General features: G+C 54.8%; 26 protein-coding genes. 18 read left to right on the top strand and 8 right to left on the bottom strand.

The genetic code is table 11. From position 1 onward, the window contains the following. Positions 1 to 33: 33 nt before the first annotated feature. Together ACS0RQ_RS24805 and ppa are read right to left on the bottom strand one after the other, a co-directional pair. Complete coding sequence (locus tag ACS0RQ_RS24805) at positions 34 to 1617, bottom strand: methyl-accepting chemotaxis protein (RefSeq protein ID WP_193794976.1); 1584 nt, start codon at positions 1615 to 1617, stop codon at positions 34 to 36. Positions 1618 to 1880: 263 nt separating this feature from the next. Then, positions 1881 to 2411, bottom strand: coding sequence for an inorganic diphosphatase (gene ppa, locus ACS0RQ_RS24800; RefSeq protein ID WP_039077764.1), 531 nt, complete (start codon positions 2409 to 2411; stop codon positions 1881 to 1883). A gap of 401 nt (positions 2412 to 2812) precedes the next feature. On the opposite strand from ppa, the gene ytfQ reads away from it, so the two are divergent. The 6 genes from ytfQ (at position 2813) to ACS0RQ_RS24770 (ending at position 9667) form a co-directional block, all read left to right on the top strand. Then, complete coding sequence (gene ytfQ, locus ACS0RQ_RS24795; protein WP_271848654.1) at positions 2813 to 3769, top strand: galactofuranose ABC transporter substrate-binding protein YtfQ; 957 nt, start codon at positions 2813 to 2815, stop codon at positions 3767 to 3769. A gap of 122 nt (positions 3770 to 3891) precedes the next feature. Further along, positions 3892 to 5394, top strand: coding sequence for a galactofuranose ABC transporter, ATP-binding protein YtfR (gene ytfR, locus ACS0RQ_RS24790; RefSeq protein WP_271848655.1), 1503 nt, complete (start codon positions 3892 to 3894; stop codon positions 5392 to 5394). 10 nt (positions 5395 to 5404) lie between these two features. Then, positions 5405 to 6430, top strand: coding sequence for a galactofuranose ABC transporter, ATP-binding protein YtfT (gene ytfT / locus ACS0RQ_RS24785; protein WP_103245020.1), 1026 nt, complete (start codon positions 5405 to 5407; stop codon positions 6428 to 6430). Further along, complete coding sequence (yjfF, locus tag ACS0RQ_RS24780; RefSeq protein WP_039077760.1) at positions 6417 to 7418, top strand: galactofuranose ABC transporter, permease protein YjfF; 1002 nt, start codon at positions 6417 to 6419, stop codon at positions 7416 to 7418. Before ytfT ends, yjfF begins: the two co-directional genes overlap by 14 nt. Positions 7419 to 7526: 108 nt before the next feature. Continuing rightward, on the top strand, positions 7527 to 9092 hold the full coding sequence (locus tag ACS0RQ_RS24775; protein WP_271848656.1) for a methyl-accepting chemotaxis protein: 1566 nt from the start codon (positions 7527 to 7529) through the stop codon (positions 9090 to 9092). 53 nt (positions 9093 to 9145) lie between these two features. Continuing rightward, positions 9146 to 9667, top strand: a complete 522-nt coding sequence (locus ACS0RQ_RS24770) for a DUF2569 domain-containing protein (protein ID WP_271848657.1) — start codon at positions 9146 to 9148, stop codon at positions 9665 to 9667. Positions 9668 to 9749: 82 nt separating this feature from the next. Here the strand turns inward: ACS0RQ_RS24770 and fbp are convergent, their stop codons facing one another. Beyond that, the gene (gene fbp, locus ACS0RQ_RS24765; RefSeq protein ID WP_039077757.1) at positions 9750 to 10748 is read right to left on the bottom strand and encodes a class 1 fructose-bisphosphatase; all 999 of its coding nucleotides are present in this window, start codon (positions 10746 to 10748) and stop codon (positions 9750 to 9752) included. Positions 10749 to 10922: 174 nt separating this feature from the next. Between fbp and mpl the strand changes: the two genes are divergently transcribed. After that, the gene (mpl, locus tag ACS0RQ_RS24760) at positions 10923 to 12299 is read left to right on the top strand and encodes a UDP-N-acetylmuramate:L-alanyl-gamma-D-glutamyl-meso-diaminopimelate ligase (protein WP_271848658.1); all 1377 of its coding nucleotides are present in this window, start codon (positions 10923 to 10925) and stop codon (positions 12297 to 12299) included. Between the two features lie 104 nt (positions 12300 to 12403). On the opposite strand, the gene ACS0RQ_RS24755 is transcribed toward mpl, so the two are convergent. The 4 genes from ACS0RQ_RS24755 to yjgA all read right to left on the bottom strand — a co-directional run bounded on the left by ACS0RQ_RS24755 (position 12404) and on the right by yjgA (position 15396). Further along, on the bottom strand, positions 12404 to 13612 hold the full coding sequence (locus ACS0RQ_RS24755; protein ID WP_271848659.1) for an aldose 1-epimerase family protein: 1209 nt from the start codon (positions 13610 to 13612) through the stop codon (positions 12404 to 12406). Between the two features lie 360 nt (positions 13613 to 13972). Further along, the gene (gene nadS, locus ACS0RQ_RS24750; RefSeq protein WP_039077754.1) at positions 13973 to 14269 is read right to left on the bottom strand and encodes a NadS family protein; all 297 of its coding nucleotides are present in this window, start codon (positions 14267 to 14269) and stop codon (positions 13973 to 13975) included. A gap of 63 nt (positions 14270 to 14332) precedes the next feature. Continuing rightward, complete coding sequence (locus tag ACS0RQ_RS24745) at positions 14333 to 14650, bottom strand: type II toxin-antitoxin system RelE/ParE family toxin (RefSeq protein ID WP_039077753.1); 318 nt, start codon at positions 14648 to 14650, stop codon at positions 14333 to 14335. Positions 14651 to 14844: 194 nt separating this feature from the next. After that, a complete protein-coding gene (yjgA, locus tag ACS0RQ_RS24740) occupies positions 14845 to 15396 on the bottom strand; it encodes a ribosome biogenesis factor YjgA (protein WP_039077752.1) in 552 nt (183 codons plus the stop codon). Between the two features lie 94 nt (positions 15397 to 15490). Here yjgA and pmbA point away from each other — a divergent pair, with 94 nt between their 5' ends. Together pmbA and cybC are read left to right on the top strand one after the other, a co-directional pair. Further along, positions 15491 to 16843 carry a metalloprotease PmbA gene (gene pmbA / locus ACS0RQ_RS24735; RefSeq protein ID WP_271848660.1) on the top strand — a complete coding sequence of 451 codons (1353 nt, stop codon included), beginning with the start codon at positions 15491 to 15493 and terminating at the stop codon, positions 16841 to 16843. A 155-nt stretch (positions 16844 to 16998) separates the two neighbouring features. After that, positions 16999 to 17388: a cytochrome b562 gene (gene cybC / locus ACS0RQ_RS24730; RefSeq protein WP_193794978.1), complete on the top strand. Its 390-nt coding sequence runs from the start codon at positions 16999 to 17001 to the stop codon at positions 17386 to 17388. A 39-nt stretch (positions 17389 to 17427) separates the two neighbouring features. Here the strand turns inward: cybC and ACS0RQ_RS24725 are convergent, their stop codons facing one another. Beyond that, positions 17428 to 18372, bottom strand: coding sequence for a quinone oxidoreductase family protein (locus ACS0RQ_RS24725; RefSeq protein WP_172600688.1), 945 nt, complete (start codon positions 18370 to 18372; stop codon positions 17428 to 17430). Between the two features lie 113 nt (positions 18373 to 18485). Between ACS0RQ_RS24725 and ACS0RQ_RS24720 the strand changes: the two genes are divergently transcribed. From ACS0RQ_RS24720 to dagF, 9 genes are all read left to right on the top strand, one after another. Then, positions 18486 to 19376 carry a LysR family transcriptional regulator gene (locus tag ACS0RQ_RS24720; RefSeq protein ID WP_271848661.1) on the top strand — a complete coding sequence of 297 codons (891 nt, stop codon included), beginning with the start codon at positions 18486 to 18488 and terminating at the stop codon, positions 19374 to 19376. Between the two features lie 261 nt (positions 19377 to 19637). Further along, positions 19638 to 19976, top strand: a complete 339-nt coding sequence (locus ACS0RQ_RS24715) for a PRD domain-containing protein (protein WP_075203554.1) — start codon at positions 19638 to 19640, stop codon at positions 19974 to 19976. Between the two features lie 10 nt (positions 19977 to 19986). Next, positions 19987 to 20349, top strand: coding sequence for an SFCGS family glycine-rich protein (locus ACS0RQ_RS24710; protein WP_020456288.1), 363 nt, complete (start codon positions 19987 to 19989; stop codon positions 20347 to 20349). 2 nt (positions 20350 to 20351) lie between these two features. After that, the gene (locus tag ACS0RQ_RS24705; RefSeq protein WP_039077746.1) at positions 20352 to 20651 is read left to right on the top strand and encodes a DUF4312 family protein; all 300 of its coding nucleotides are present in this window, start codon (positions 20352 to 20354) and stop codon (positions 20649 to 20651) included. 22 nt (positions 20652 to 20673) lie between these two features. Beyond that, complete coding sequence (locus ACS0RQ_RS24700) at positions 20674 to 21450, top strand: DUF4311 domain-containing protein (RefSeq protein ID WP_039077745.1); 777 nt, start codon at positions 20674 to 20676, stop codon at positions 21448 to 21450. A gap of 9 nt (positions 21451 to 21459) precedes the next feature. Continuing rightward, on the top strand, positions 21460 to 22101 hold the full coding sequence (locus tag ACS0RQ_RS24695; RefSeq protein WP_039077744.1) for a DUF4310 family protein: 642 nt from the start codon (positions 21460 to 21462) through the stop codon (positions 22099 to 22101). A gap of 42 nt (positions 22102 to 22143) precedes the next feature. Next, complete coding sequence (locus ACS0RQ_RS24690; protein ID WP_271848662.1) at positions 22144 to 23277, top strand: amidohydrolase/deacetylase family metallohydrolase; 1134 nt, start codon at positions 22144 to 22146, stop codon at positions 23275 to 23277. Then, positions 23261 to 24379, top strand: coding sequence for a DgaE family pyridoxal phosphate-dependent ammonia lyase (locus ACS0RQ_RS24685; protein WP_271848663.1), 1119 nt, complete (start codon positions 23261 to 23263; stop codon positions 24377 to 24379). The genes ACS0RQ_RS24690 and ACS0RQ_RS24685 overlap by 17 nt, the downstream gene beginning before the upstream one ends. Continuing rightward, positions 24376 to 25116, top strand: a complete 741-nt coding sequence (dagF, locus tag ACS0RQ_RS24680) for a 2-dehydro-3-deoxy-phosphogluconate aldolase (protein WP_039077741.1) — start codon at positions 24376 to 24378, stop codon at positions 25114 to 25116. The genes ACS0RQ_RS24685 and dagF overlap by 4 nt, the downstream gene beginning before the upstream one ends. Positions 25117 to 25145: the final 29 nt, after the last annotated feature.

Raw genomic sequence — 25145 nt, 5'->3', positions numbered from 1 at the left:
CTCCGACCCAAAGCCGAATGGCGCTGCTGCTGATTACGCGGCGTTTTGCCGCAATTTGAACTGGCTTACGGCTTCTAACAACTCTTCTGCCTGGCGCTGCATTTGATGCGCGGCAGCCGACGATTCCTGCGACAGTGTGGCGTTCTGCTGGGTTGCGGTATCCATATGCGTCACCGCCACGTTCACCTGATCGATACCGGTGCTCTGCTCTTTGCTGGCGGCGGAAATAGACTCCACCAGCTCGCTCACCTGCTGCACGCTACGCAAAATCTCGGTCATTGCGGAACCGGCGCTTTGTACCTGCGCGTTCCCTTCGGCGATACGGTTAACGGAATTGTCGATCAGGTTACGAATATCCCGCGCCGCAGAGGCAGAACGTTGCGCCAGGGCGCGGACTTCGGAGGCAACGACAGCGAAGCCACGGCCTTCGGCACCCGCGCGTGCGGCCTCGACGGCGGCATTCAGCGCCAGGATGTTGGTCTGGAAGGCAATACTGTCAATCACACCGATGATGTTATTAATCTGGCTGGAGAGCTGGTGGATGTCGCTCATGGTTTGCACCACGCGCTCCACGGCTTGCCCGCCCTGGCCTGCGATAGTGAATGCGTCGCGGGCGATAGTGCTGGCAAAACGCGAGTTCTCGGCGTTGCTTTTCACCACCGAGGTGAGCTCCTCCATGGAGGCAGCCGTTTCTTCCAGCGCGCTCGCCTGCGCCTCGTTACGTGAAGAGAGTTCCCGGCTACCGGTGGCAATTTGCACCGATGCCGAGGCTATGGATTCCGTGCTGTGACGAACACCGTGGACGATGCGGGTCAGGTTGCCGTTCATCTCCTGCAAGGCGTGCATCAGTTCGGCTGTCTCGTCGCGCCCGGTGATACTAAAGGTTGTCTGCAAATCACCAGAGGCCACCGTGCGGGCAACGGTAACGGCTTGTGCCAGCGGATGGGTAATGCTGCGCACCAGCCACCAGGTGATAATCCCACCGGCCAGCATGGTCAGCGCCATGGCGATCAGCAACATCAGGCGGGTTTGCTGATATTGCGCCAGGTTGCGCGCGTCCGTCTCCACGTGAATAGCATTGGCGTGTTTCAGCGTCCGCTCTACTACCTCGTCAATCATCCGTGTTGGCTCCCGATCAATGCCGGTCACCAGTTTGTCGACGCGTTGGGCGCTGGTAGGGTCGCTCAGATCGTATTGCTGTAGTGCGCTCAGGTAGTGTGCTTCAAGCTCAGCATGGAGCTTGCGAGTCTGTTCAACCTGCGCGTTATCCATGCCAAGTTGTGGCAACATCGCGCTCAGTTTTTCCAGCAGTTGCTGCGTTTTTTGGCTCTGGGAAACAAAGGCTGCTTTGTATTTATCAAAAGTCTCTTGTCCCTGAGAGCCGCGTAGTAGCGTGTTCTTCCATTCCTGAACCTGGATTTTGAACTGCACCTGGGCGTTACGTGCGGTATCAATGCTCTCAACGAGCACCTTCTCCGTTGCCATCATTTTCTGATTCTGCCCAAAGCTGTCACTGTTTATCGCCAGCCCCCGCAAGCCGATAAACAGCGTTGCCAGCAGTAACAGTGTTGCCATCAGGCCGAGTCGTTGCCCAATTGTGAAGTGATTAAGTTTCATGTTGTTCCCCGGTGGAATGAAAGAGCACGGTCACAAAAGGGGTATCGACCCGCGTGGGGCGGACTTTACAGCGGTCGGAAGGCGGTTGTGGGGCGGGTTTGGGTTATATCGTTCAAACGCATGGGAAAAGAATTTTGTGACGTTTTTATGACAGCTTAAGAAACGGGCGCTGAAAGGGCAGGAACAGAGAAGGACAGAGGAATAAGACATAAAAAAACCCTGTCCGCCGTTATCCGCGTTCAGGGTTTTTCAGATAAAACGGATTACTTCTTCGCCGCGCGCTCGAAGGACGCAACGATTTCAGCTTTAGCCGCTTCAGCGTTGTCCCAACCGTCTACTTTCACCCATTTGCCTTTTTCGAGGTCTTTGTAATGCTCGAAGAAGTGAGTGATCTGTGCTTTCAGCAGTTCTGGCAGGTCGTTCACATCTTTAATGTGATCGTACTCTTTGCTCAGTTTGGTGTGCGGTACAGCAACCAGTTTGGCATCTTCACCAGACTCGTCGGTCATTTTCAGCACGCCAACCGGGCGGCAGCGAATGACAGAGCCGGGTTCCAGCGGGTACGGCGTTGGGACCAGCACATCTACCGGGTCACCGTCCAGAGACAGGGTGTGGTTGATGTAGCCGTAGTTGCACGGATAGAACATCGCAGTGGACATGAAACGGTCAACGAACAGCGCGCCGCTGTCTTTATCGACTTCGTATTTGATCGGATCTGCGTTAGCCGGGATTTCGATAATAACGTAGATATCTTCTGGCAGATCTTTGCCCGCCGGGACGTTGAGTAAGCTCATGTTTGTTTCCTTTAAAATGTGTGGCAAACAAGTGCCGGGTATTATAGCCAACTCATCGGGAATGTCTTTGCTTGTTTTACATTGCGACACGCCTGACGCCTCCTTTTTTTTCAGAAAATGTAGCTGGATTATCCATAAAGATAGCTGCATCCTGAATAAAATTGTGAAAGCGATTACACTGCATAAATTGGACGCGGCTTTGAATGAAAATTTGTGTGTTTTCAAAGCATGATGCAGAGGCGATCGACCTGGCTCTTTTCGCGCGCCAGATCTCAACTGGCAACTAACAATTCATTCACTTTTCTGATTTGTGATGTAACGCATTCTGTTACATCTCCAATTGTCTATAGTTTTCCCGCAGGCGAAGTTGTAGCCAACAATAACCCTACGAGGATACACCTATGTGGAAGCGCTTACTTCTTGTCACAGCAGTTTCAGCAGCCATGTCGTCTATGGCGATGGCCGCCCCGTTAACCGTGGGATTTTCGCAGGTCGGATCAGAATCCGGCTGGCGAGCCGCCGAAACCAACGTCGCTAAAAGCGAAGCTAAAAAACGCGGTATTACCCTGAAAATTGCTGACGGTCAGCAAAAACAGGAAAACCAGATCAAAGCGGTGCGTTCGTTCATTGCCCAGGGCGTGGACGCCATCTTTATTGCGCCCGTTGTGGCAACAGGCTGGGAACCGGTACTGAAAGAAGCAAAAGATGCAAAAATCCCGGTATTCCTGCTCGACCGCTCAATTGATGTGAAAGATAAATCCCTCTATATGACCACCGTGACCGCCAATAACGTGCTGGAAGGGCAACTCATTGGCGACTGGCTGGTGAAAACCGTCGCTGGCAAACCGTGTAACGTGGTTGAACTGCAGGGCACCGTAGGCGCGAGCGTGGCGATTGACCGTAAGAAAGGCTTTGCCGATGCCATTTCTAAAGCGTCCAACATCAAAATCATTCGTTCTCAATCCGGCGACTTCACCCGCAGTAAAGGGAAAGAGGTCATGGAAAGCTTTATCAAAGCGGAGAACAACGGCAAAAACATCTGCATGGTTTATGCCCATAACGATGACATGGTGATCGGTGCCATTCAGGCCATCAAAGAAGCGGGTCTGAAACCGGGCAAAGACATCCTGACGGGTTCTATTGACGGCGTGCCGGATATCTACAAAGCGATGATCGACGGTGAAGCCAATGCCAGCGTGGAATTGACGCCGAACATGGCCGGACCGGCGTTTGATGCGCTGGAAAAATACAAAAAAGACGGCACCCTGCCTGAGAAGCTGACCATCACCAAATCCACGCTCTACCTGCCGGATACGGCGAAAGAAGAGTTAGAGAAAAAGAAAAACATGGGCTACTAATGCCTTTATCGCTCTGCCCCTCACCCCAGCCCTCTCCCCGGAGGGGAGAGGGTGTCGACGGGCTGGCACTATCTATCCCCTCTCCCCTCCGGGGAGAGGGTCAGGGTGAGGGGGAGAAAACAATGACCACCGAACAACACCAGGAGATCCTCCGTACAGAGGGGCTTTGCCAGTACTTCCCGGGCGTTAAAGCGCTGGATAACGTCAATTTCAGTCTGCGTCGGGGCGAAATCATGGCGTTACTCGGTGAAAACGGTGCGGGAAAATCCACGCTGATTAAAGCCTTAACGGGCGTCTACCATGCAAACAGCGGCACCATCTGGCTGGAAGGCAATGAAATCCGGCCTAAAAACACCGCCCATGCGCAGCAACTGGGCATTGGTACGGTGTACCAGGAAGTCAACCTGCTGCCGAATATGTCGGTAGCGGATAACCTGTTTATTGGACGCGAACCGCGTCGTTTCGGCTTTATATGTCGCAAAGAGATGGAAAGACGCGCCACCGAGTTAATGGCGTCTTACGGCTTTTCCCTCGATGTGCGTGAGCCGCTCAACCGTTATTCCGTCGCCATGCAGCAGATCGTGGCGATCTGCCGCGCCATCGATCTCTCTGCCAAAGTGCTGATCCTGGATGAACCCACCGCCAGCCTGGACACCCAGGAAGTAGAAATGCTCTTCACCCTGATGCGCCAGCTACGCGCGCAAGGTGTTGCGCTGATTTTCGTAACCCACTTCCTGGACCAGGTTTATGAGGTGAGTGACCGCATCACGGTTCTGCGTAATGGTGGCTTTGTTGGCTGCCGCGAAACGCGAGAACTGCCGCAAATTGAGCTGGTAAAAATGATGCTGGGACGTGAACTGGACAATAACGCCCTGCAACGTGCGGGACGTACCCTGTTGAGCGAAAAACCCGTCGCTGCATTTAAAGGCTTCGGTAAGAAAGGGCTGATAGCACCGTTCGATCTGGAGGTTCGTCCCGGTGAGATCGTCGGCCTGGCCGGGCTATTGGGTTCCGGGCGCACCGAAACTGCCGAGGTTATCTTCGGGATTAAGCCCGCCGACAGCGGTAATGCGATGATCAAGGGTAAGCCCCAGACGCTGCGCTCACCGCATCAGGCCTCTTGCCTCGGTATCGGTTTTTGCCCTGAAGACCGTAAAACGGACGGCATTATTGCCGCCGCCTCCGTGCGGGAAAATATCGTTCTCGCATTGCAGGCGCAGCGCGGCTGGCTACGGCCGATCCCCCGGCGCGATCAAAACGCCATTGCGGAGCGCTTTATCCGCCAGTTAGGGATCCGTACGCCGAGTGCGGAACAGCCGATTGAGTTTCTCTCCGGCGGCAACCAACAGAAGGTGCTCCTTTCCCGCTGGCTGCTGACCAAACCGCAGTTCCTGATCCTCGATGAGCCAACGCGTGGCATCGACGTCGGAGCGCATGCGGAAATCATCCGCCTGATTGAAACGTTGTGCGCGGACGGCCTGGCGCTACTGGTTATCTCTTCGGAACTGGAAGAGCTGGTGGGCTACGCTGACCGGGTAATTATCATGCGCGATCGCAAGCAAATAGCGGAAATCCCGCTTGCTGAGCTGTCGGTCCCGGCGATCATGAATGCCATTGCGGCATAAGGAGTACAGTGTGATGCCTCAATCACTCCCACAAACCGGGCAGCCGAAGCGCCGCTTTAAGTGGCCCACAGGGACGCCACAAATACTGGCGCTGATTCTGGTGCTCGTGGTGGATAGCCTGGTGGCGCCCCATTTCTTCCAGATTGTGTTACAGGATGGCCGCCTGTTCGGCAGCCCGATTGATATTCTCAACCGCGCCGCGCCCGTAGCGTTACTGGCCATCGGCATGACGCTGGTGATCGCGACCGGGGGGATCGACCTTTCCGTCGGTGCGGTTATGGCCATCGCCGGAGCGACCGCCGCGTCAATGACCGTGGCCGGATACGGCTTGCCGATAGTGCTGCTTGCCGCGCTGGGGACGGGGATCCTCGCTGGTCTGTGGAACGGCGTTCTGGTGGCGATTTTAAAGATCCAGCCGTTCGTTGCCACGCTGATTCTGATGGTGGCCGGACGCGGGGTGGCGCAACTGATTACCTCCGGGCAAATCGTCACTTTCAACGCCCCCAATCTGGCCTGGATTGGGAGCGGTAAGCTCTTGCTGTTCCCGACACCGGTTATCATCGCACTGGCCACACTGGTTATCTTCTGGCTGTTTACCCGTAAAACGGCGCTCGGCATGTTTATTGAAGCGGTGGGGATTAATATCCGCGCGGCGAAAAACGCCGGGGTGAATACCCGCACCGTGGTGATGCTGGCCTATGTACTAAGCGGCGTATGTGCGGCTATCGCCGGGGTGATTGTGGCGGCGGATATCCGCGGGGCTGATGCCAACAACGCCGGTCTGTGGCTTGAGCTGGATGCCATCCTCGCCGTGGTGATTGGTGGCGCATCGCTCATGGGCGGGCGCTTTAACCTTGTGCTGTCGGTGGTAGGGGCACTGATTATTCAGGGCATGAATACAGGAATTTTGCTCTCCGGCTTCCAGCCAGAGCTTAACCAGGTGGTGAAAGCGGTGGTGGTGCTGTGCGTACTGATTGTTCAGTCGCCGCGCTTTATCGCACTGATTAAAGGAGCGCGCGGTCATGATAAAACGTAATTTACCGCTGATGATCACTCTGGGCGTGTTTATCCTGGGTTATCTCTATTGCCTGACGCAGTTTCCCGGTTTTGCGTCCACACGCGTCATTTGTAATATCCTGACCGATAACGCCTTTTTGGGCATCATCGCTGTCGGTATGACCTTTGTGATTCTGTCCGGCGGGATAGACCTTTCCGTGGGCTCGGTGATTGCTTTCACCGGGGTGTTCTTGGCGAAAGCCATTGGCTTCTGGGGGATATCGCCGCTGGTTGCCTTCCCGCTGGTGCTGGTGATGGGCTGTGCATTTGGCGCTTTTATGGGGCTTTTGATCGACGCGCTGAAAATCCCTGCATTCATCATTACCCTGGCCGGGATGTTCTTTTTACGCGGTGTCAGTTATCTGGTCTCCGAAGAGTCGATCCCGATTAACCACCCGGTCTATGACACTCTGTCCGGCCTGTCGTGGCTGATTCCCGGCGGTGGGCGTCTGAGCGCCATGGGGCTGCTGATGTTAGGGGTCGTGGTCATCGGGATTTTCCTTGCCCACCGTACCCGTTTTGGCAATGAAGTGTATGCCATTGGCGGCAGTGCAACGTCGGCGAACCTGATGGGGATCTCAACGCGCAGCACTACCATTCGTATCTATATGCTCTCGACCGGGCTGGCGACGCTGGCAGGTATTGTCTTTTCTATCTACACCCAGGCGGGATATGCGCTGGCCGGTGTGGGGGTGGAACTGGACGCGATTGCCTCGGTGGTCATTGGCGGTACGCTGCTGAGCGGTGGTGTGGGCACGGTACTGGGGACGCTGTTCGGTGTGGCGATTCAGGGGCTGATCCAAACCTACATCAATTTTGACGGAACATTGAGTTCCTGGTGGACCAAAATCGCGATCGGCATTTTATTGTTTATTTTTATCGCGTTACAACGTGGTCTTACGGTGCTGTGGGAGAATCGCCAGAGCTCGCCTGTTACACGCGTTAGCACAGCGGCAACAAGGCAGTAACACATTGAAATAATTAAAAAGAAGTAAAGTTTTTCCGGTGGCGGTCGATAACCTGCCAATGAGGCTTATTTTACGCCTGAAAGAATCTCTGCTACCGGAAAAACTATCATGCTCAGAACGCTCTCGCTTCGTACTGGTTTGCTTTCCCTTCTCGCTATTATGACTTTCCTGCTGCTGGTGGTGAGCGGCATGGGAATTTATGCCCTCAGCAAAAGCTCTTCCTCCCTGGAACGAATTAGCGTTCTGCAAGGCGAGAAGATGGCGCGCCTCAATGAAGGCTATACGCAAATTCTGCGTGCGCGTAATGAGTCGGGCCAGGCTGTACGCATGATGGAAGTTGGCCTGCTCGCCGATGCAGGCAGTGCAGTCAAAATCATTAATAGCGAAATTGAGCAGGGGCGTAAGTCGCTCGATAGCGTCATTAAAGCGGGCGTGGATGACGAGCAGGGCGCAGCGCTGCTGGCTCAGGTTGCGAAAAGCTACAGCGTGTATCTGGACCAGGGCATTAAGCCGATGCAGGCAGCGTTAAACCAACAAAGCGCGGATGCCTATTATGATCTGCTGGAGAACAAATTAGTTCCGGTTTCCCGGCAGTTTGATAACGATATCCAGGCGTTTCTTACTTGGGGCGAAAACCGTGGTAAAGCTGAGGTCAGCGCGGTCCAGACCAGCAAAAATTTTGTGATGATGCTGATTGTCGTCGTTGCACTGGCAGCCGCGGGCATTATCGTGCTGGCCTGGCTGGCAATGCGCCATATGCTGCTTAAACCGCTGGATGCTTCAATTATCCAACTGGAGCATGTTGCCGCCGGAGACCTGGCATCCGTTAGCGTTAGTACCGCCAGTAAAGAGTTCAACCGCCTGAATGCGGCGATTGAGAATATGCGTCATTCGCTCATTAACTCCGTTACCCGCGTGCGTGATGCCAGCTCGCAAATCGATACTGGCAGCCGTGAATTGTCGCTGGGTAACGTCGACCTGGCGCAACGTACTGAATCAACGGCAACGTCGCTGGAGCAGACCGCCGCCAGCATGGAACAGATCACCGCCACGGTGAAACAGAATGCGGATAACGCCGACCAGGCGCATCAACTGGCGAAATCGGTGTCTGATACTGCCGATCGCGGCAGTGAAATGGTTTGCTATGTGATTGAGAAGATGCGTGATATTTCCGACAGTTCCAGCCGCATCGCCGATATCCTCAGCATGATTGACAGCATTGCTTTCCAGACCAACATCCTGGCGCTGAACGCCGCCGTTGAAGCAGCCCGTGCAGGCGAGCAAGGACGCGGCTTTGCCGTGGTGGCTGGCGAAGTGCGTAACCTGGCAAGCCGCAGCGGTGATGCGGCCAAAGAGATCCGTCAGCTCATCAGTAGCTCTCAGGCCCATGTGTCCGAAGGCAGCGACCTGGCGATGCAGGCAGGCGAAACGATGGATGAGATCGCGTCCGAAGTTATGCGTATGACCAAATTGATGCGCGAGATTGCCAGTGCGTCGCAGGAACAGAGTCGTGGCATTGAGCAGGTAAATATCGCAGTCAGCCAGATGGACGAAACGGCACAGCAAAACGCCTCGCTGGTGCAGCAATCTTCCGCCGCGACCCGCTCGCTGGAAGAGCAGTCCCGCGAACTGCTGGAGGCGATGGCCTCTTTCCGTTTGCAGCCAACGGCATAATAATTAACCCCGCGCAGGTTCGCGCGGGATTTTTTTATACAGGGTAAGGATAGATGGATACACAGGAAGAGATCAGAAAACACATTTGTATTCAGTGTGATAACGAAGCGCTTAAAGGCAGCGATTACTGCGAAGCGTGCGAGGCCAAAGAATTTAAGAAAATTGGTGGCTGGTTGTATCTCCCCGCGCTGGGGCTGCTCGTGGCGTTAGTGTTGAGTATTTTTGCCATTAACAATACCGCGCGCGCCCTGCTGGAATTCGGCAGTAGCTTTACCACCAGTGGGCTTGCGGTCGTTTACTTTGAGCTTTTTGGGTTTATCGGGCAGTTCCTGCTCGTTATTTATGTGGGCAGTCTCTTTCTGCGCAAAAAGCGTCAGTTACCGGTTACTTACATCATTTTTCTTCTTTACGGTGTGGTGTTTGTGGGCGTGGATTTGTGGCTGGCGAACGCGCTGATGAACCTTCCATTTGGCTATGACGATGCTCGCTCCCTCATTCGCGCGATCGTGGCTTGCTGTATCTGGATACCCTATTTCCGGATGTCTGAACGTGTAAAACGGACTTTTGTGCATTAATCAAAAAAACCGGATACGGCATCAATGCCTTATCCGGTTGTAGCCCGGGTACGCGAAGCGCACCCGGTACCAGATGCCGAACTTACGCGTCCGGGAACTCACGCATAAGACGTTCTACATCATCCACCATGTGCTCATTGCCAACGAAGAACGGGCGGCGCTGGTGCAGACTTTGCGGCACGATATCCAGAATACGGTTTTTACCGTCACTCGCTTTACCGCCAGCTTGTTCCGCCAGGAACGCCATCGGGTTGCACTCATACAGCAGACGCAGTTTCCCTTCCGGGTGGCTTGCGGTGCTCGGGTAGAGGTAGATCCCGCCTTTCAGCAGGTTACGATGGAAGTCCGCCACCAGTGAGCCGATATAGCGCGTGGTGTACGGGCGCTGAGTGGACTTGTCTTCTTCCTGACAGAACTTGAGATACTTCTTCACGCCCAGCGGGAATTTGATGTAGTTGCCTTCGTTGATGGAGTACGTGGTTCCTTTTTCCGGGAAGCGCATACGCTCCTGACACAGGCAGAACACACCCAGGGACGGGTCATAGGTGAAGGCATGCACGCCACAGCCGGTGGTGTAGACCAGCATGGTGGACGAGCCGTAAACCACATAGCCCGCAGCAACCTGCTTGTTGCCGGGCTGCAGGAAATCTTCTTCGGTGACAGGTGTGCCTACCGGCGTAACACGGCGGTAGATAGAGAAGATGGTACCGACAGAAACGTTAACATCGATGTTACTGGAGCCGTCCAGTGGATCCATGAGCACAACATATTTTGCGTGTTCGCAGCCTTCGAAAACGACGATTTCGTCCTCTTCCTCAGAGGCAATACCCGCGACAATATCGCGCGCACGCAGCGCGGCTTTCAGTTTTTCATTGGCAAACAGGTCGAGTTTTTGTTGCACCTCACCCTGGACGTTCTCGGCGCCACTGGCACCCAGGATATCAACCAGACCCGCTTTGTTGATATCTCGATGGATGATTTTGGCACCCAGTTTTATTGCCGAGAGCAGTGCAGTCAGCTCACCGGTAGCATGGGAAAATTCATGCTGCTTTTCGACAATAAATTCACCTAACGTTTTCATACCCTGTCCCTACATTTTATATGGAGTAATGTCACTGCAACAATATTAACAAAGATTCAAATGTTAGCGCACAGGTGAATCGCGCCAGCACAATACGGATTATCCTGAAATGCATTTCCGTCGTGTGAGACAAGAGGGTAAAATGTGCGCCGTAGATAAGAAGGATAGAGACGAATGCGCATTCATATTTTGGGGATTTGTGGCACCTTCATGGGTGGGCTGGCGCTGCTGGCGCGCTCACTGGGTCATGAGGTAACGGGTTCGGACGCCAATGTGTATCCGCCGATGAGCACCCTGCTCGAGAAGCAAGGCATTGAACTTATTCAGGGTTACGACGCCAGTCAGCTTGATAACGCGCCGGACCTTGTGATCATTGGCAACGCCATGACGCGCGGGAATCCGTGTGTTGAGGCGGTGCTGGAAAAAAACATTCCGTATGTTTCAGGCCCGCAATGGCTGCATGACTTTGTGTTGCGTGACCGTTGGGTGCTGGCAGTGGCGGGCACACACGGCAAAACGACCACGGCAGGCATGGCGACCTGGATTCTGGAAGCCTGCGGTTATAAACCCGGATTTGTCATTGGCGGCGTGCCGGGCAACTTCGAGGTGTCTGCTCGCTTAGGGGAAAGCCCGTTTTTTGTCATCGAAGCCGATGAATATGACTGCGCGTTTTTCGATAAGCGTTCGAAATTCGTCCATTACTGCCCGCGTACGCTGATCCTCAATAACCTTGAGTTCGATCATGCGGACATTTTCGACGATCTGAAAGCGATCCAGAAACAGTTCCACCACCTGGTGCGTATCGTACCGGGGCAGGGCAAGATCATCTGGCCTGAAAACGACATCAACCTGAAACAGACGATGGCGATGGGTTGCTGGAGCGAGCAGGAGCTGGTGGGCGAACAGGGCCACTGGCAGGCAAAAAAACTGACCACCGATGCCTCTGAATGGGAAGTGCTGCTGGACGGTGAATCTGTCGGACAGGTGAAGTGGGGTCTGGTAGGCGAACACAATATGCATAACGGTCTGATGGCGATTGCCGCTGCCCGTCATGTGGGGGTTGCGCCAGCCGATGCTGCCGATGCGTTGGGCTCGTTCGTGAACGCCCGTCGCCGCCTTGAACTGCGCGGTGAAGCCTATGGCGTGAAGGTGTATGACGATTTCGCGCATCACCCGACGGCGATTCTGGCGACGCTGGCTGCGCTACGCAGCAAAGTGGGGGGAACGGCGCGCATTATTGCGGTGCTGGAACCGCGCTCAAATACCATGAAAATGGGCATCTGCAAGGACGATCTGGCGCCTTCTCTGGGGCGTGCCGATGAAGTCTTCCTGTTGCAGCCTCAGCATATTCCGTGGCAAGTGGCGGAAGTGGCTGACGCGTGCGTGGTCCCTGCGCACTGGAGTGGCGATGTCGACGCACTGGCAGAGATGATCCTCAAAACCGCGCTGCCTGGCGATCACATTCTGGTGATGAGTAATGGCGGGTTCGGCGGCATCCATCAGAAACTGCTGGATGGGCTGGCGAAGAAAGCCGAAGCGGTCGCAGAGTAATTGAGCGGCCTCTCTTTCGACCAAAGAGCGGGATTGCTTAGACGTTGAGATAAGATGTTCTGGAAACCGCGCCATCTGATGGGAATGGCGCGGTTTTTTTATGCTTACTCTTTGGCGATTGGCGTGTCGATAATCTGCGGTGCTTTAGCTCCCTGAATATCAGCGACACGTTTTTCCACATCCTTCACCTGGCTTGCGTTGTGCAGCAGGGTGTAGGTCAGGTCGAAACGGGTGCTCTGGCCCGGTTCAAGTTTCTTCACGCGTTTCTGTTCGCGTTCAATGGTCACCGGATAGGCGTAGCTGGTACCCGGTTCAATCCCCGTCACATAGCCCTGTTTCAAAGTGTCGGTATTTTTCCACAGCGTCAGCACCGGCAACTGCTGGGTGTTAAAGCTGATGGCCGCCCCTTTATCACCGGCTTTGTTAATTACCGCCGCTACGGTCTCTTTACGCGCGTCAGCCAGCGGCTTGAAGTTAAATACCATTTCATCGAAGTCTTTGGTCGGCCCGCTATAGGTTTGCCAGTTTTTCAGCCCGGCTTTGGCGTAATCGTTGAACGGGCTGACGCTCTCAACAGGGGCGATAAAGCGCGCGCCCTCTTCCAGAATCGGCGTGCCGAAGTTGCTGTGGTAGATGATTTGGTAATCGTGCGCGTAATCAGCATGGTTGGTCAGCACATCATGCAGGGTAAAGCTGTTGCTGCCCGGAATATAGCTCAGCTCCATTTCGGTTTGCAGATCGGCTTTTTTGAAGGTGCTCTCTTTTACCAGCCCACGAATGCGAATTTCATACGGCGCTTTCTCGCTGACATCCACGGAAACCTGTGAGGCCGGGGTGTTGCCCACTTTGCCGTGCAGGGTATAAATCTGCCCGTCAGCGGTGACCGGATGGCCGGTCCATTCATAGCCGCAGCGCACCAGCATTTCGTTGAATCCTTCCAGCCATCCCAGACCATTGCGGCTTTCCAGATTCATATACGCCGGGTTAACCACCTCTTTTACCGGTGAATCCCAGCCCATCCGCACGCCAAAACCTTCAACACGGAGCAAATTCATGCCGCGAGTCGGGCTCAGGGTGATAGTCAGGCCATTCTGGCTGCTGATGGTGATGATTTTACTGCCTTCCTGCTTGCCGCCGTGCAGGACTTTTTGCTCAATGCTGAAAGTCTGATCTTTAATTTTCAGCTGCTGGCTGGTGACCTGCCAATTTCCTTGTTCTACGCCGCTTTCAGCGCTTGTCAGCAACCATGTTTTTGCACAAACGTTGCCAGAAATAAGCAGAGCGAGGGTTGATAACACCAGGGCTTTCTTCATTTTTATTCCTTTTTTGCTGAATCGATTATTTTCATGACCCCTGAAATCTAATAATTGCTGACGCTAAAAAATGTGATCCGTTTCATCTGGTGTAATTAAGCGCAATTGAGTGATCAAAAGTCTGCTATTGATCGCTTTTAACTATGTAAGCATGAAATCTCATGCATAAAATCTGTGAACCATGATGATTTTAGCTTTAACGATTCAGCTTAATTGGCTTTTAGAGATCAATAAGATAGATAAAAAATAGGTAAGAGAATTTTTAGATCCCTGGAAGGCCTGGCAGGCGAGGTGAGGGGGAGATGACAGGACATTTATCGCGCCACCTGGTACTGATACGAGTGGCGCAAGGCATGGGTATTAAATGGCTTTTAGCTGATTAATGATAAATGGGTTCGCCTGCAGGAGCAGGAGGAGTTTTCTCGGCGCTCCTGTGGGTTGACGACGCTTTGTCTCCCAACTTTTTACAAGGTCATAGCTGACGCCCACTGCCACGGCAAAATCCTGTTGCTTCAACCCGGTTGCCTCACGGATCGCTTTTACGTCAATTTCGCTAAACGTATGCACATGTTCCGGCAGTGGAATATGTTCGCCTTTTTCAATGCGCACCATCTCTTCTGCACTGGCCAGCAGATCGGCAAATAATTCGTCTTTCATCTGTCTCTCATCGCTGCTCGTAGACGGACTTTGCCGCCTGGTGGAAGTTACAGAGCTTTAGCGTTATACCAGCATGTCGGATAATTGCTTAAGCGCTTTTTTTTGAGCTTCCGTCAAATTATCCATTTCGTTCTTAGGGTAGAGCAAAGCCAGATAAATACGCCCCTTGCTCGTCAGCGTGTAATAAATCACCCTGATACCACCGCGCCTGCCCATACCGGGCCGACGCCAGCGAATCTTTTTAAATCCACCGGTATCCGCGATGGTGTCACCAGCTTCTGGATCTTCAATTAGCATTTCTTGAAACGCCCGGTATTCGTCATCAGGTAAAAGCGCCTGGCGTCGCTTACTGAAACCCAGCAGTTCAATAAAAGTGAACATATCAATCCCTGATCCTTAGCCACTCCTGAGTTCACTATAAGTGTACCGGGTACATGATGCAAATTGAAAATGTACCAGGTACATATTTAGTTATTTACGGCAATAAAGTAGAGAACAAGAAAAGGCCGGGGAAACGAATCGGCAGGGAGAAGAGGAAAAGCGATGTGCGGGGCGAGCCGCACATCCGGGGGAGATTACTCTGCGGCTTCGGACAGCTCGCGCAGGTACTGGAAAATCAAACGCGCGGATTTCGGCGGTTTGTTTCCTTCTTTCTCTTTCTTCGCGTTGCGGATAAGCGTACGTAATTGCTGACGGTCCGCGTCCGGCCACAGGCCTAACACTTCCGCAATGGCGTCATCACCTTCCTCAATCAGGCGGTCGCGAATCTGTTCCAGCTTGTGGAAAAACGCCACCTGTTGGTTATGGCGGTTTTTCAGCTTATCCAGCGCCTGGCGAATTGGCTCAACGTCACGTTGACGCAGCAATTTACCAATCAGCTGTAACTGGCGGCGGCGGCCTTCCATCTTGATGCGCTGTGCCAGTTCAATGGCGTCGCGCAGGTCCTGGTCGAGCGGGATTTTCTCCAGCGCATTTTTACCCAGGTCTACCAGTTCCGCACCCAGGCGTTTTAATTCCTCGGCGTCGCGTTTAATTTCACTCTTACTGACCCAGATGATCTCATCATCTTCGTCCTCGATGTCGTCACCGGGAACGTCGTCGAGCCAGTCGTCGGGCTGCTTTGTCATCTCAGGTTCCTCAAAAAAGAGGCTAATGTTACCAGTTAAGGGGCGCACTGAAAAACGGTTCTCTGTTAGACTTCAAAGATTCTCTCCTCTAATTATGGCATTGGCGATGAAAGTAATCACACAAGTTGCACAACAACGCAAAGCACTGGAAGAAGCGGTTTCTACCGCGCTGGAGTTGGCCTCCGGAAAAGCGGATGGTGCGGAAGTGTCTGTCAGCAAGACCACTGGGATCAGCGTCAGCACGCGCTACGGTGAAGTGGAGAACGTAGAATTTAACAGCGACGGTGCGTTAGGCATTACGGTTTATCATCAAAATCGCAAAGGCAGCGCGTCGTCCACCGATTTAAGCCCGGATGCGATTGCCCGCACCGTGCAGGCCGCGCTGGATATTGCCCGCTACACGTCGCCGGATCCCTTTGCCGGGGTGGCGGATAAAGAGCTACTGGCCTTCGAAGCACCGGATCTGGATCTCTTCCATCCGGCGGAGGTGACGCCAGACGAAGCCATTGAGCTGGCTTCACGCGCAGAGCAGGCGGCGCTGAAAGCCGACAAGCGCATTAACAATACCGAAGGCGGCAGTTTTAACAGCCACTACGGCGTCAAAGTCTTCGGCAACAGCCACGGTATGCTGCAGGGCTATGCCTCAACGCGTCATTCGCTCTCAAGCTGCGTTATCGCCGAAGAGAACGGGGATATGGAGCGCGATTACGCTTACACCATTAGCCGTGATATTCGCGATTTGCAAAGCCCTGAGTGGGTGGGGGAAGAGTGCGCGCGCCGTACGCTCTCTCGCCTTGCTCCGCGTAAACTCTCCACCATGAAAGCGCCGGTCATTTTTGGTCATGAAGTGGCGACCGGCCTGTTCGGGCATCTGGTCGGGGCAATTGCGGGTGGCTCGGTGTACCGCAAATCCACCTTCCTGCTTGACTCGCTGGGTAAGCAAATTCTGCCGGAATGGCTGACCATTGAAGAACATCCGCATTTGCTCAAAGGGCTGGCGTCGACGCCGTTTGACAGTGAAGGGGTGCGCACAGAGCGTCGCGACATCATCAAAGATGGCGTATTAACGCAGTGGCTGCTGACTAATTACTCCGCACGCAAACTGGGGCTGAAAAGCACCGGGCACGCGGGCGGGATCCACAACTGGCGGATCGCCGGGCGCGGCCTGAGCTTTGAGCAATTGCTTAAGCAAATGGGTACCGGTCTGGTTGTTACCGAACTGATGGGGCAGGGCGTTAGCGGTATTATCGGCGATTACTCCCGCGGTGCGGCGGGGTTCTGGGTGGAAAACGGTGAAATACAGTATCCGGTAAGTGAGATCACCATTGCAGGAAATCTGAAAGATATGTGGCGTAATATCGTTACGATTGCTGACGATATCGAAACACGTAGTAATATTCAGTGTGGTTCAGTGTTGTTACCGGAGATGAAAATCGCCGGTCAGTAATGCCCGTTATAGTTCAGGTTACAGGCGCGTTGGCTGTACGTGCGCACCCCGCCGTTTACCCATGTAAACGGCTGGAATTCAGACGTTTTCCGGCTGCCTGAATCTCGAATTATTGAGGGTATGGCTTTTTTTAATAATAAAAAAGGAAGTGAGCAATGCGGAAAAAACTGCTGGCGATGTTAGCTGTATCCACCCTTGTCCTGAGTTCGGCAAATGTATTCGCCGCCGATCTTGAAGACGACATGGGCATCCTGAATGACAATCTTAAAGTGGTTGAGAAGGCAGATGACGCCGCCACCATTAAAGATGCGTTAACCAAAATGCGCACGGCTGCCGAAGATGCGCAAAAAGCGACACCGCCGAAGCTGGAAGGTAAAGCACCGGACAGCCCTGAAATGAAAGACTACCACCAGGGGATGCAAACGCTGATTGGTCAGATCGACGGCGCGCTGAAACTGGCGAACGAAGGCAAAGTCAAAGAAGCAAAAGCGGCGGCTGAAGATTTCAAAGCCACCCGCAACAGCAACCACAAGAAGTTCCGCTAACTATCCCGAAGCGGGGCATATGCCCCGCTTCTCTCCCCGCTACGGGACAAGTACGATTTTCCCGCTAAATTCCCGGTTCTCCAGCAAACGATGCGCTTTTGCCCCTTCCCTGAGTGAAAACGCGGTGATATCTGGCAGCGAAACGTGACCCTCTTTGATAAGCCCGAACAGGCGATCCGCCCGCCGTTGACGTTGCTCCCGCGAGGTCAAGTATGTCCACAGATCGGCCCCCAGCACCCCGGAGGATTTCAGTAAAAAATCAGCCGGATCCACGGCCGGAATTTTTCCTCCTGACATACCAAACAGCACCACGCGACCGCCTTCTTTCACGGCTTCGAGGCTTTGCAACAGGGTGCTGCCGACGGAGTCAAAAACGATATCGCAGCCTGCGGCCTGTTTCTGCCAGGTGTCATAACCCACCGCAATTTCCGCCCCGTGGGCAAGGCAGATGGCCTGCTTCTCCTGGCTTGATGCTACGGCAAGCACCTGAACACCCCGGTGGACGAGCATTCGCGTCAGTAGCCGCCCAACACCACCGGCAGCGGCCAGTACGGCAACGCGCATCCCCGGCAACACAGGCAATACATCGTGGATCAGGTAATCAGCGGTTAATCCTTGCAACAGCACGGCGGCGGCCTGCGCCTCGCTAAGCCAGTCGGGAAGGTGAATTGCATGGGTTTGCGGCACGATAACGTGGCTGGCATGTGCCAGCGGCACATCGGTAAAGCCAATACGATCCCCCGGCTGCCAGCCGCTGACCCCCGCACCGACCTGCACCACGCGCCCGGCCCCTTCATAACCCGCTGTCCAGGGGGCGTCTCCGGCAAGAGGATAGCGTCCCTGTCGCCGATAGACATCGGCAAAGTTAAGCCCGGCCGCGGAAATTTCAACGAGAATATCGCCCGGCCCTGGCTGCGGCGTGGCGCTCTCTCGCAAGTACAACACGTCGGCAGATCCAAACTCATCGAAAACCAGTGATTGCATAATAAAATGACCTAATAGAGGGTAATGTGACGATTATTCCTCCCTGTTATGTGCGGATAAAGTGGACTCTGTTATTTTGATTTGATAGCCAAAGTTTAGAATTGGGGTGGTGAATGGATTACTTAAAATGCGTTGAGTCCTTTGTCCGTACGGTAACCTGCGGCAGCTTTACCGCGGCGGCGGAAGAGCTGGGCATCACCCCGGCGATGGTGGGTAAACATGTGCGCGAGCTGGAAGCCAGAACGGGATGCCAGTTGATTCACCGGACGACCCGGCGACAAGGGCTGACGGATGCCGGCCAGCGTTTTTACCAGTATGGCCTGCAGATTCTCGCCACCATTCGTGAGGCGGACGGGCTGGCAAACCATCTGTATGACAATGTCGCGGGCATGCTGCGTATCAGCGCGCCTGTGACCTTTGGCCAGCGCGTTCTCACCCCCATCCTGTCGCGTTTTCTACAGCAATATCCTGGGGTCGATGCTGAAATGGTGCTGACCGATCGGAAAGTGGATCTGATAGAAGAGCGCTTCCAGTTGGCGATACGCATTGGCAATATCAACGATGACGGGATCGTCGCCATTCCGCTTCCGCCGTATCGTATGATCCTAGCCGCCTCCCCCGAATACCTGCAACGCCACGGCACGCCGCTCACGCCACAAGATCTGAGGCAGCATCATTGCATCAGTTTCAGCCAGTGGCGCTCGGATCATAGCTGGCAACTGGAAGGCCCGTCCGGGAAGCTGGAGATTGCGATTACACCGCGTCTGATGGTCGATTCTGGCGAAGCGATACGCCAGGCGGCGCTCGCCGGGCTGGGAATAGTGCAGCACTCTGTTCTGACGTTACAACAGGATATCGACGAAGGCCGTCTCTGCCCGGTGCTGCCAGACTACCTGCCACCACCGCGCCCCATGCATTTGCTGCGCTTACCGATCAGGCCGCTGCTGCCGATTGTCTCCTCGTTTACCGACTACTTTTTGCAGGCGCTAAAAATGACCCTTTGATCCTTTTTCATAAGGAACCCTTATCTCGTCACACTTTTCCCTTCATGTTGACCGTTTTTTTATTCTCCCATAGCCCCGTTTTTCCGCATTTTTCCATCAAAGCTGTGAGCGCTGCACAGTGAAAAGCCCCAGAGGGGCGCATTAATGTGGCGCAGATCACTAAAGTCTCCCGGCTTTCCACTTCAAAGTGGAAAACTCCTCGCTACAAACTCTTAACCTGCAACGTTAGTTTTATTCCAGGCCATTAACGGGGTAAGACGAGTGAAAAACGGAGCGGTAATGAACGACGCTGGAGACGGGGCGGAACAAACGGCAAGCCTGGCCGGGCATATGCTCACGCAGGTATACACCTTATTGAGCCAGCACAACATCACGCCTAATGCGGTACAGCAGCAGATGCTGACCTCGCATGTCCGCGCGATGGCGCACCGGTCGGTGACTGGCGAGCCGCTACCGGAGGTGGATGCCAGCCTGTTTGACGAAATCTCGCCTGAATCAATGCAACTTGCCCGCGATGTCGTGGCGCAATTTGGCAACCTCCCGGAAGAAGAAGCCTGGCTACTGTCGGTGCACTTCGAAGTGGCAAAAGACAACCTGTAAGGAGCGAACAATGGAACAGATTACCGTAGTGATTGGCGACCGTCTGGGGAAAGGCCAGAAAGTGGCGGCAGGTGTTGAGAAAGCCGGTGGGCGCGCCGTGGTGGTGCCGGGTGTGGCGGCGGATATGAAGCTGGGCGATGTGATGAAAGCGGAAAACGCGACGTTCGGCATCTCGTTTTGCGGCAGCGGCGGCGCAGGGGCTATCACCGCGCAAAACAAACACGGCTATAAAGCCAAATACGGCATGCGTTCGGTTGAAGAGGGCGTTACCGCCATCAACGAAGGCTGCAATGTACTGGGTTTCGGCTTTATGGATAAAGAAGAGTTAGGCGAGCGCCTGGTGCAGGCGTGGCAGAAAAAATACGGCGCGTAACCATGAAAGAACAGTTCACCACCACGGTCAGGGTTAAAGGGAAAGGCGAGGCGAAAGCGCGCGCGTTTTCCGATGCGCTGAACCATGTTCAGGCCGCGGTGATGAAAGCGTCGCCGCACATTTTACTGCGTATAGAGCCACAGGACGTGCAGGTTGTTCATGCGCATGAAACGACGCGGAAAGAGGCTTTTTTGTTCTTCTTTCTGCGCCGCGAAAGACGGACATACAGTGTGGAGCTGGATGTCACCGTCAACGTGACCGCCATCAATCTCGACAAAGTGGATTTCGTCACGCAACGCTGATTTTGACTAAAAGGGCAGACTGATGTTCCTGATAATTTTAATAAAATCGCTCATCATCGGCGGCCTTGTGGGCGTCGGGGTAGGCGCTGGGGCTGCACGCATGTTTCATGCGCCGACCACGCAAGGGATGGGCGCATTTCGTACACTCGGCGAGCTGAATTCCTGTGAAGGGGATCCGGCTTCTCACTTCTCCTTTGGGTTAGGTTTCTTCTTCAACGCCTGGGCCTCGTCTGTAGCGGCGGGTTCCTTCACTCAGGACGTTGATCATCGCATCATTCCGAACTGGGGCGCGGCGGCGCTGATGGTGAAAAACCGCAACGTCGGCGAAACCCTCCATGATCCGAAAAAGATGGCCATCGCCTGCGGCCTGATCGGCATGATCGTGGTGACCTTCCTTAACCTGACAGCCTCCTCCGTTCCGGCGGCACTACAGGTGACGGCGGTGAAAGTTCTGGTGCCTGCGGCGAACCTGCTGGTCAACACCGTCATGCCGGTTATCTTCTGGCTGGCGGCGATCGATGCGGGGAAAAAATCCGGCTTCTGGGCCACCGTTTTTGGCGGTGCCGCGCAGCTCATCATGGGTAACGCCGTGCCGGGCCTGGTGCTGGGCATTCTGATTGGTAAAGGTGTGGAAGAGAGCGGCTGGCATCGCGTCACCAAAGTGATGATGAGCGCCATTGTGGCCCTGTTTGTCCTGAGCGCCTTCTTCCGTGGCTTCGATCTGAAAATGATCCAATCCTTCCACCTGAGCGCGCCGAACTGGCTGGAGCTCATCCATAACTCGCTCAGCGGCAAGTAAGGAACGATGATGGAACAGAATAAAGGTTTTTGGTACGCCGACTGGTCATTCCCGATTTTTGTCGGTCTGCTCTCTTCCGGCGTCTTCGCCGGGACCCATATGTACTACCTCTACGGCATCGGTGCCTTTAACGAAGTGGCGTTCGTGGCGATGCTGAAATCGGGGATTGATACCGGCGCCTACGGCGCGGTGGCGGCCTTTGGCGCGAGCTTCCTGTTCGCCCGTATTATCGAAGGTTCACTGGTGGGGATTCTGGACATCGGCGGGGCGATTCAAACCGGCGTTGGCCTCGGCGTTCCCGCGCTACTGCTGGGTGCGGGCATTATGTTCCCGGTGACCAACTTTATCGCTTCGCTGGCGACCGGCCTGGTGATTGGTCTGGCGATTGGTTACATCATCATTCTGGCGCGTAAGTTCACCATCAACCAGAGCGACTCCACCTACGGGGCGGACGTCATGATGGGGGCGGGCAATGCTTCCGGCCGTTTCCTTGGCCCGTTGATTATCCTCAGCGCGATGACCGCGTCGATTCCTATCGGCATCGGCTCTCTGATTGGCGCGCTGCTGTTCTACCTCTGGCAAAAACCGATTACCGGGGGCGCCATCCTCGGGGCGATGCTGCTGGGCTCCATTTTCCCGATTGCACTTTGATCTGACCGGGCGCGTAAGCGCCCGTTATCACTGGAGATTCGCATGTTTGATTTACTCCTGCGCCGGGCGCGTCTGGTGGATGATACGGTGACGGATATCGCCATCGAAAACGGTAACATTGCGGCGCTGGGCGACATCAGCGGCCCGGCGATGAAAACCGTTGATTTAGGTGGTGAGCATTATGTGAGTGCGGGCTGGATTGACTCCCACGTCCATTGCTACTCCAAATCGCCGATTTACAATGACCAGCCGGACAGCGTCGGTATCGCGACGGGGGTGACCACGGTCATTGATGCGGGGAGTACGGGGGCAGACGACATTGATGACTTTTATGCCATTACCCGCAAGGCGGTGACCGAGGTCTATGCGCTACTGAATATCTCTCGCGTTGGGCTGATCGCGCAAAACGAACTGGCAAACATGGCGAATATTGACGCCGATGCCGCGCGCAACGCGGTGAAACGCCATCCGGATTTTATCGTCGGCCTGAAAGCGCGTATGAGCAGCAGCGTCGTTGGCGAGAACGGCATTAAGCCACTAGAGCGCGCCAAAGCTATCCAGCAAGAGAACGGCGACCTGCCGTTGATGGTTCATATCGGTAATAACCCCCCAAACCTGGATGAGATTGCCGATCTGCTGACTTCCGGCGACATCATCACCCACTGCTATAACGGCAAACCCAATCGCATTCTGACACCATCTGGCGAACTGCGTGCCTCTATTACGCGTGCCATTGCGCGCGGCGTGCGTCTGGATATCGGCCACGGTAGCGCCAGTTTCAGCTTTGCCGTCGCGAAACAGGCTATTGCCCTTGGCATCCTGCCGCAGACTATCAGTTCTGATATCTACTGCCGCAACCGGATCAACGGCCCGGTCTTCTCGCTGGCGAAAGTGATGTCCAAATTCCTGGCTATTGGCATGTCGCTGCCACAGGTGATTGCCTGTGTGACCGACCATGCCGCCGACGGACTGCGTTTGCGTCGCAAAGGCCGGCTTGCCGTGGGCTATGACGCCGACCTGACCATTTTCGACCTGCGCCGTCAGCCCGTGCTCTTTCGTGACGCGGAAAACGACACCCTGCAGGCCGACCTGTTACTCACGCCGCTTGCCGCTATTCGCGCAGGCAAGGGCTATATGACCGAACAAGGGAGTGCGGAACATGTCTTCGATTTATGAAAAATATCAGTTAAAGCAAGTCATTAATGCCTCCGGGCGCATGACGATGCTGGGTGTTTCCACACCGCGCCCGGAAGTCGCTGAGGCCGTGTTGAGCGGCATGAATCACTACTTCGAAATGAAAGATCTGGTGAACAAAACCGGCGACTACATTGCGAAGCTGCTGGAAGTGGAAGGGGCGACGGTCGTCTCCTGCGCCTCGGCGGGGATCGCCCAGTCGGTGGCGGCGGTGCTGGTGAAAGACAGCGACTGGTTGCTGGAAAACCTGCACAGCACGCCGATTGAGAACAACGAAATCGTCCTGCCACGCGGCCATAACGTCAACTTCGGCGCCCCGGTGGGCACCATGGTGGCGCTGGGCGGTGGAAAGGTGGTTGAAGCAGGCTATGCCAACGAGTGCTCTGCCGACCAACTGGCGGCGGCCATTTCCCCGCGCACGGCGGCAATCCTCTACATCAAATCGCACCACTGTGTACAAAAAAGCATGCTGAGTGTGGAACAGGCGGCGGTAGTGGCACGTAAACACAACCTGCCGCTGATTGTGGATGCGGCGGCGGAAGAAGATTTGCAGTGCTATTACCGTGCCGGGGCAGATCTGGTGATTTATAGCGGTGCGAAGGCGATCGAAGGGCCAACCAGCGGGCTGGTTATCGGCAGAACACAGTACGTGGAGTGGGTCAAACGCCAGACGGCGGGGATCGGGCGCGCCATGAAAGTGGGCAAAGAGGGCATCCTCGGGCTGACATGTGCCATCGAGCACTACCTGAGCGCCACCAAAGAGAGCGGCGCAGAGATGGTCGCCAAAATGACGCCGTTTATCGACAGGCTGAACACCCTCAACGGCGTCAGCGCCCGCGTGGTGTGGGACGGCGCCGGTCGTGACATCGCCCGCAGCGAAATCAAGTTTGATGAAGCGATCACCGGCATCGCCACCGGCGAGCTGGTCAGTGCCCTGAAACAAGGGGAATACGCCATTTATTTCCGTGGCTACAAAGCCAATGAAGGGATCATCGAAGCCGATGTACGCAGCGTGAGCGCTGAACAACTGGATATTGTGGCGAACCGTATCGCCGAAGAATTGAATAAGGAGTCCCGCGCATGAAACTGACGCCCAATTTTTACCATGACCGTGTCTGCCTGAATGTGCTGGCGGGGAGCAAAGAGAACGCCAGCGCTATTTACGAGGCCGCAGAAGGTCATGTGCTGGTGGGGGTGCTCTCCAAAAACTACCCGGATGTGGCAAGCGCGGTGGCAGATATGCGTGAGTATGCGGCGCGTATCGACAACGCCCTTTCCGTGGGCCTGGGAGCGGGTGATCCGAACCAGTCGGCGATGGTGAGCGCTATCTCCCGCGAAGTACAGCCGCAGCATGTTAACCAGGTCTTTACCGGGGTGGCGACCAGCCGTGCGCTGCTCGGCCAGAACGCGACCGTAGTGAACGGTCTGGTGTCGCCAACGGGCACGCCGGGTCTGGTCAAAATCTCTACCGGGCCGCTCAGCAGCCAGGCGGCGGACGGCATCGTCCCGGTGGAAACGGCGATTGCACTGCTCAAAGACATGGGCGGCAGTTCGATTAAATATTTCCCGATGGGCGGCCTGAAATGTCGCGAAGAGTACCAGGCGGTGGCGGAAGCGTGCGCGCGTTATGACTTCTGGCTGGAGCCGACGGGCGGTATCGATCTGGAGAACTTTGGTGAGATTTTGCAAATCGCACTGGACGCAGGGGTGAGTAAAATCATTCCTCATATTTATAGTTCTATTATTGATAAGGTAAGTGGCGATACCCGCCCTGCGGATGTCCGCCAGTTGCTGGCGATAACCCAACAGCGCGTGGGTTAATAAAACACCCTCACCCCGACCCTCTCCTT

Source organism: Phytobacter diazotrophicus (assembly GCF_052061655.1).
Lineage (GTDB): Bacteria > Pseudomonadota > Gammaproteobacteria > Enterobacterales > Enterobacteriaceae > Phytobacter > Phytobacter diazotrophicus.
The sequence above is the reverse complement of the archived record's forward strand: the minus strand, read 5'-3'. Positions and strand labels throughout refer to the sequence as shown.

What these genes read in the sequence shown, in the direction of transcription:
- ACS0RQ_RS24695 (WP_039077744.1), top strand. Translation starts at nt 21,460, where the DNA reads ATGGAACAGAATAAAGGTTTTTGGTACGCCGACTGGTCATTCCCGATT.
- yjgA (WP_039077752.1), bottom strand. Translation starts at nt 15,396, where the DNA reads ATGACAAAGCAGCCCGACGACTGGCTCGACGACGTTCCCGGTGACGAC.
- ACS0RQ_RS24720 (WP_271848661.1), top strand. Translation starts at nt 18,486, where the DNA reads ATGGATTACTTAAAATGCGTTGAGTCCTTTGTCCGTACGGTAACCTGC.
- ACS0RQ_RS24690 (WP_271848662.1), top strand. Translation starts at nt 22,144, where the DNA reads ATGTTTGATTTACTCCTGCGCCGGGCGCGTCTGGTGGATGATACGGTG.
- ACS0RQ_RS24685 (WP_271848663.1), top strand. Translation starts at nt 23,261, where the DNA reads ATGTCTTCGATTTATGAAAAATATCAGTTAAAGCAAGTCATTAATGCC.
- pmbA (WP_271848660.1), top strand. Translation starts at nt 15,491, where the DNA reads ATGGCATTGGCGATGAAAGTAATCACACAAGTTGCACAACAACGCAAA.
- ytfR (WP_271848655.1), top strand. Translation starts at nt 3,892, where the DNA reads ATGACCACCGAACAACACCAGGAGATCCTCCGTACAGAGGGGCTTTGC.
- nadS (WP_039077754.1), bottom strand. Translation starts at nt 14,269, where the DNA reads ATGAAAGACGAATTATTTGCCGATCTGCTGGCCAGTGCAGAAGAGATG.
- ACS0RQ_RS24725 (WP_172600688.1), bottom strand. Translation starts at nt 18,372, where the DNA reads ATGCAATCACTGGTTTTCGATGAGTTTGGATCTGCCGACGTGTTGTAC.
- ACS0RQ_RS24700 (WP_039077745.1), top strand. Translation starts at nt 20,674, where the DNA reads ATGTTCCTGATAATTTTAATAAAATCGCTCATCATCGGCGGCCTTGTG.
- yjfF (WP_039077760.1), top strand. Translation starts at nt 6,417, where the DNA reads ATGATAAAACGTAATTTACCGCTGATGATCACTCTGGGCGTGTTTATC.
- ppa (WP_039077764.1), bottom strand. Translation starts at nt 2,411, where the DNA reads ATGAGCTTACTCAACGTCCCGGCGGGCAAAGATCTGCCAGAAGATATC.
- ACS0RQ_RS24745 (WP_039077753.1), bottom strand. Translation starts at nt 14,650, where the DNA reads ATGTTCACTTTTATTGAACTGCTGGGTTTCAGTAAGCGACGCCAGGCG.
- ACS0RQ_RS24705 (WP_039077746.1), top strand. Translation starts at nt 20,352, where the DNA reads ATGAAAGAACAGTTCACCACCACGGTCAGGGTTAAAGGGAAAGGCGAG.
- mpl (WP_271848658.1), top strand. Translation starts at nt 10,923, where the DNA reads ATGCGCATTCATATTTTGGGGATTTGTGGCACCTTCATGGGTGGGCTG.
- ACS0RQ_RS24770 (WP_271848657.1), top strand. Translation starts at nt 9,146, where the DNA reads ATGGATACACAGGAAGAGATCAGAAAACACATTTGTATTCAGTGTGAT.
- dagF (WP_039077741.1), top strand. Translation starts at nt 24,376, where the DNA reads ATGAAACTGACGCCCAATTTTTACCATGACCGTGTCTGCCTGAATGTG.
- ACS0RQ_RS24775 (WP_271848656.1), top strand. Translation starts at nt 7,527, where the DNA reads ATGCTCAGAACGCTCTCGCTTCGTACTGGTTTGCTTTCCCTTCTCGCT.
- fbp (WP_039077757.1), bottom strand. Translation starts at nt 10,748, where the DNA reads ATGAAAACGTTAGGTGAATTTATTGTCGAAAAGCAGCATGAATTTTCC.
- ytfQ (WP_271848654.1), top strand. Translation starts at nt 2,813, where the DNA reads ATGTGGAAGCGCTTACTTCTTGTCACAGCAGTTTCAGCAGCCATGTCG.
- cybC (WP_193794978.1), top strand. Translation starts at nt 16,999, where the DNA reads ATGCGGAAAAAACTGCTGGCGATGTTAGCTGTATCCACCCTTGTCCTG.
- ACS0RQ_RS24755 (WP_271848659.1), bottom strand. Translation starts at nt 13,612, where the DNA reads ATGAAGAAAGCCCTGGTGTTATCAACCCTCGCTCTGCTTATTTCTGGC.
- ACS0RQ_RS24710 (WP_020456288.1), top strand. Translation starts at nt 19,987, where the DNA reads ATGGAACAGATTACCGTAGTGATTGGCGACCGTCTGGGGAAAGGCCAG.
- ACS0RQ_RS24805 (WP_193794976.1), bottom strand. Translation starts at nt 1,617, where the DNA reads ATGAAACTTAATCACTTCACAATTGGGCAACGACTCGGCCTGATGGCA.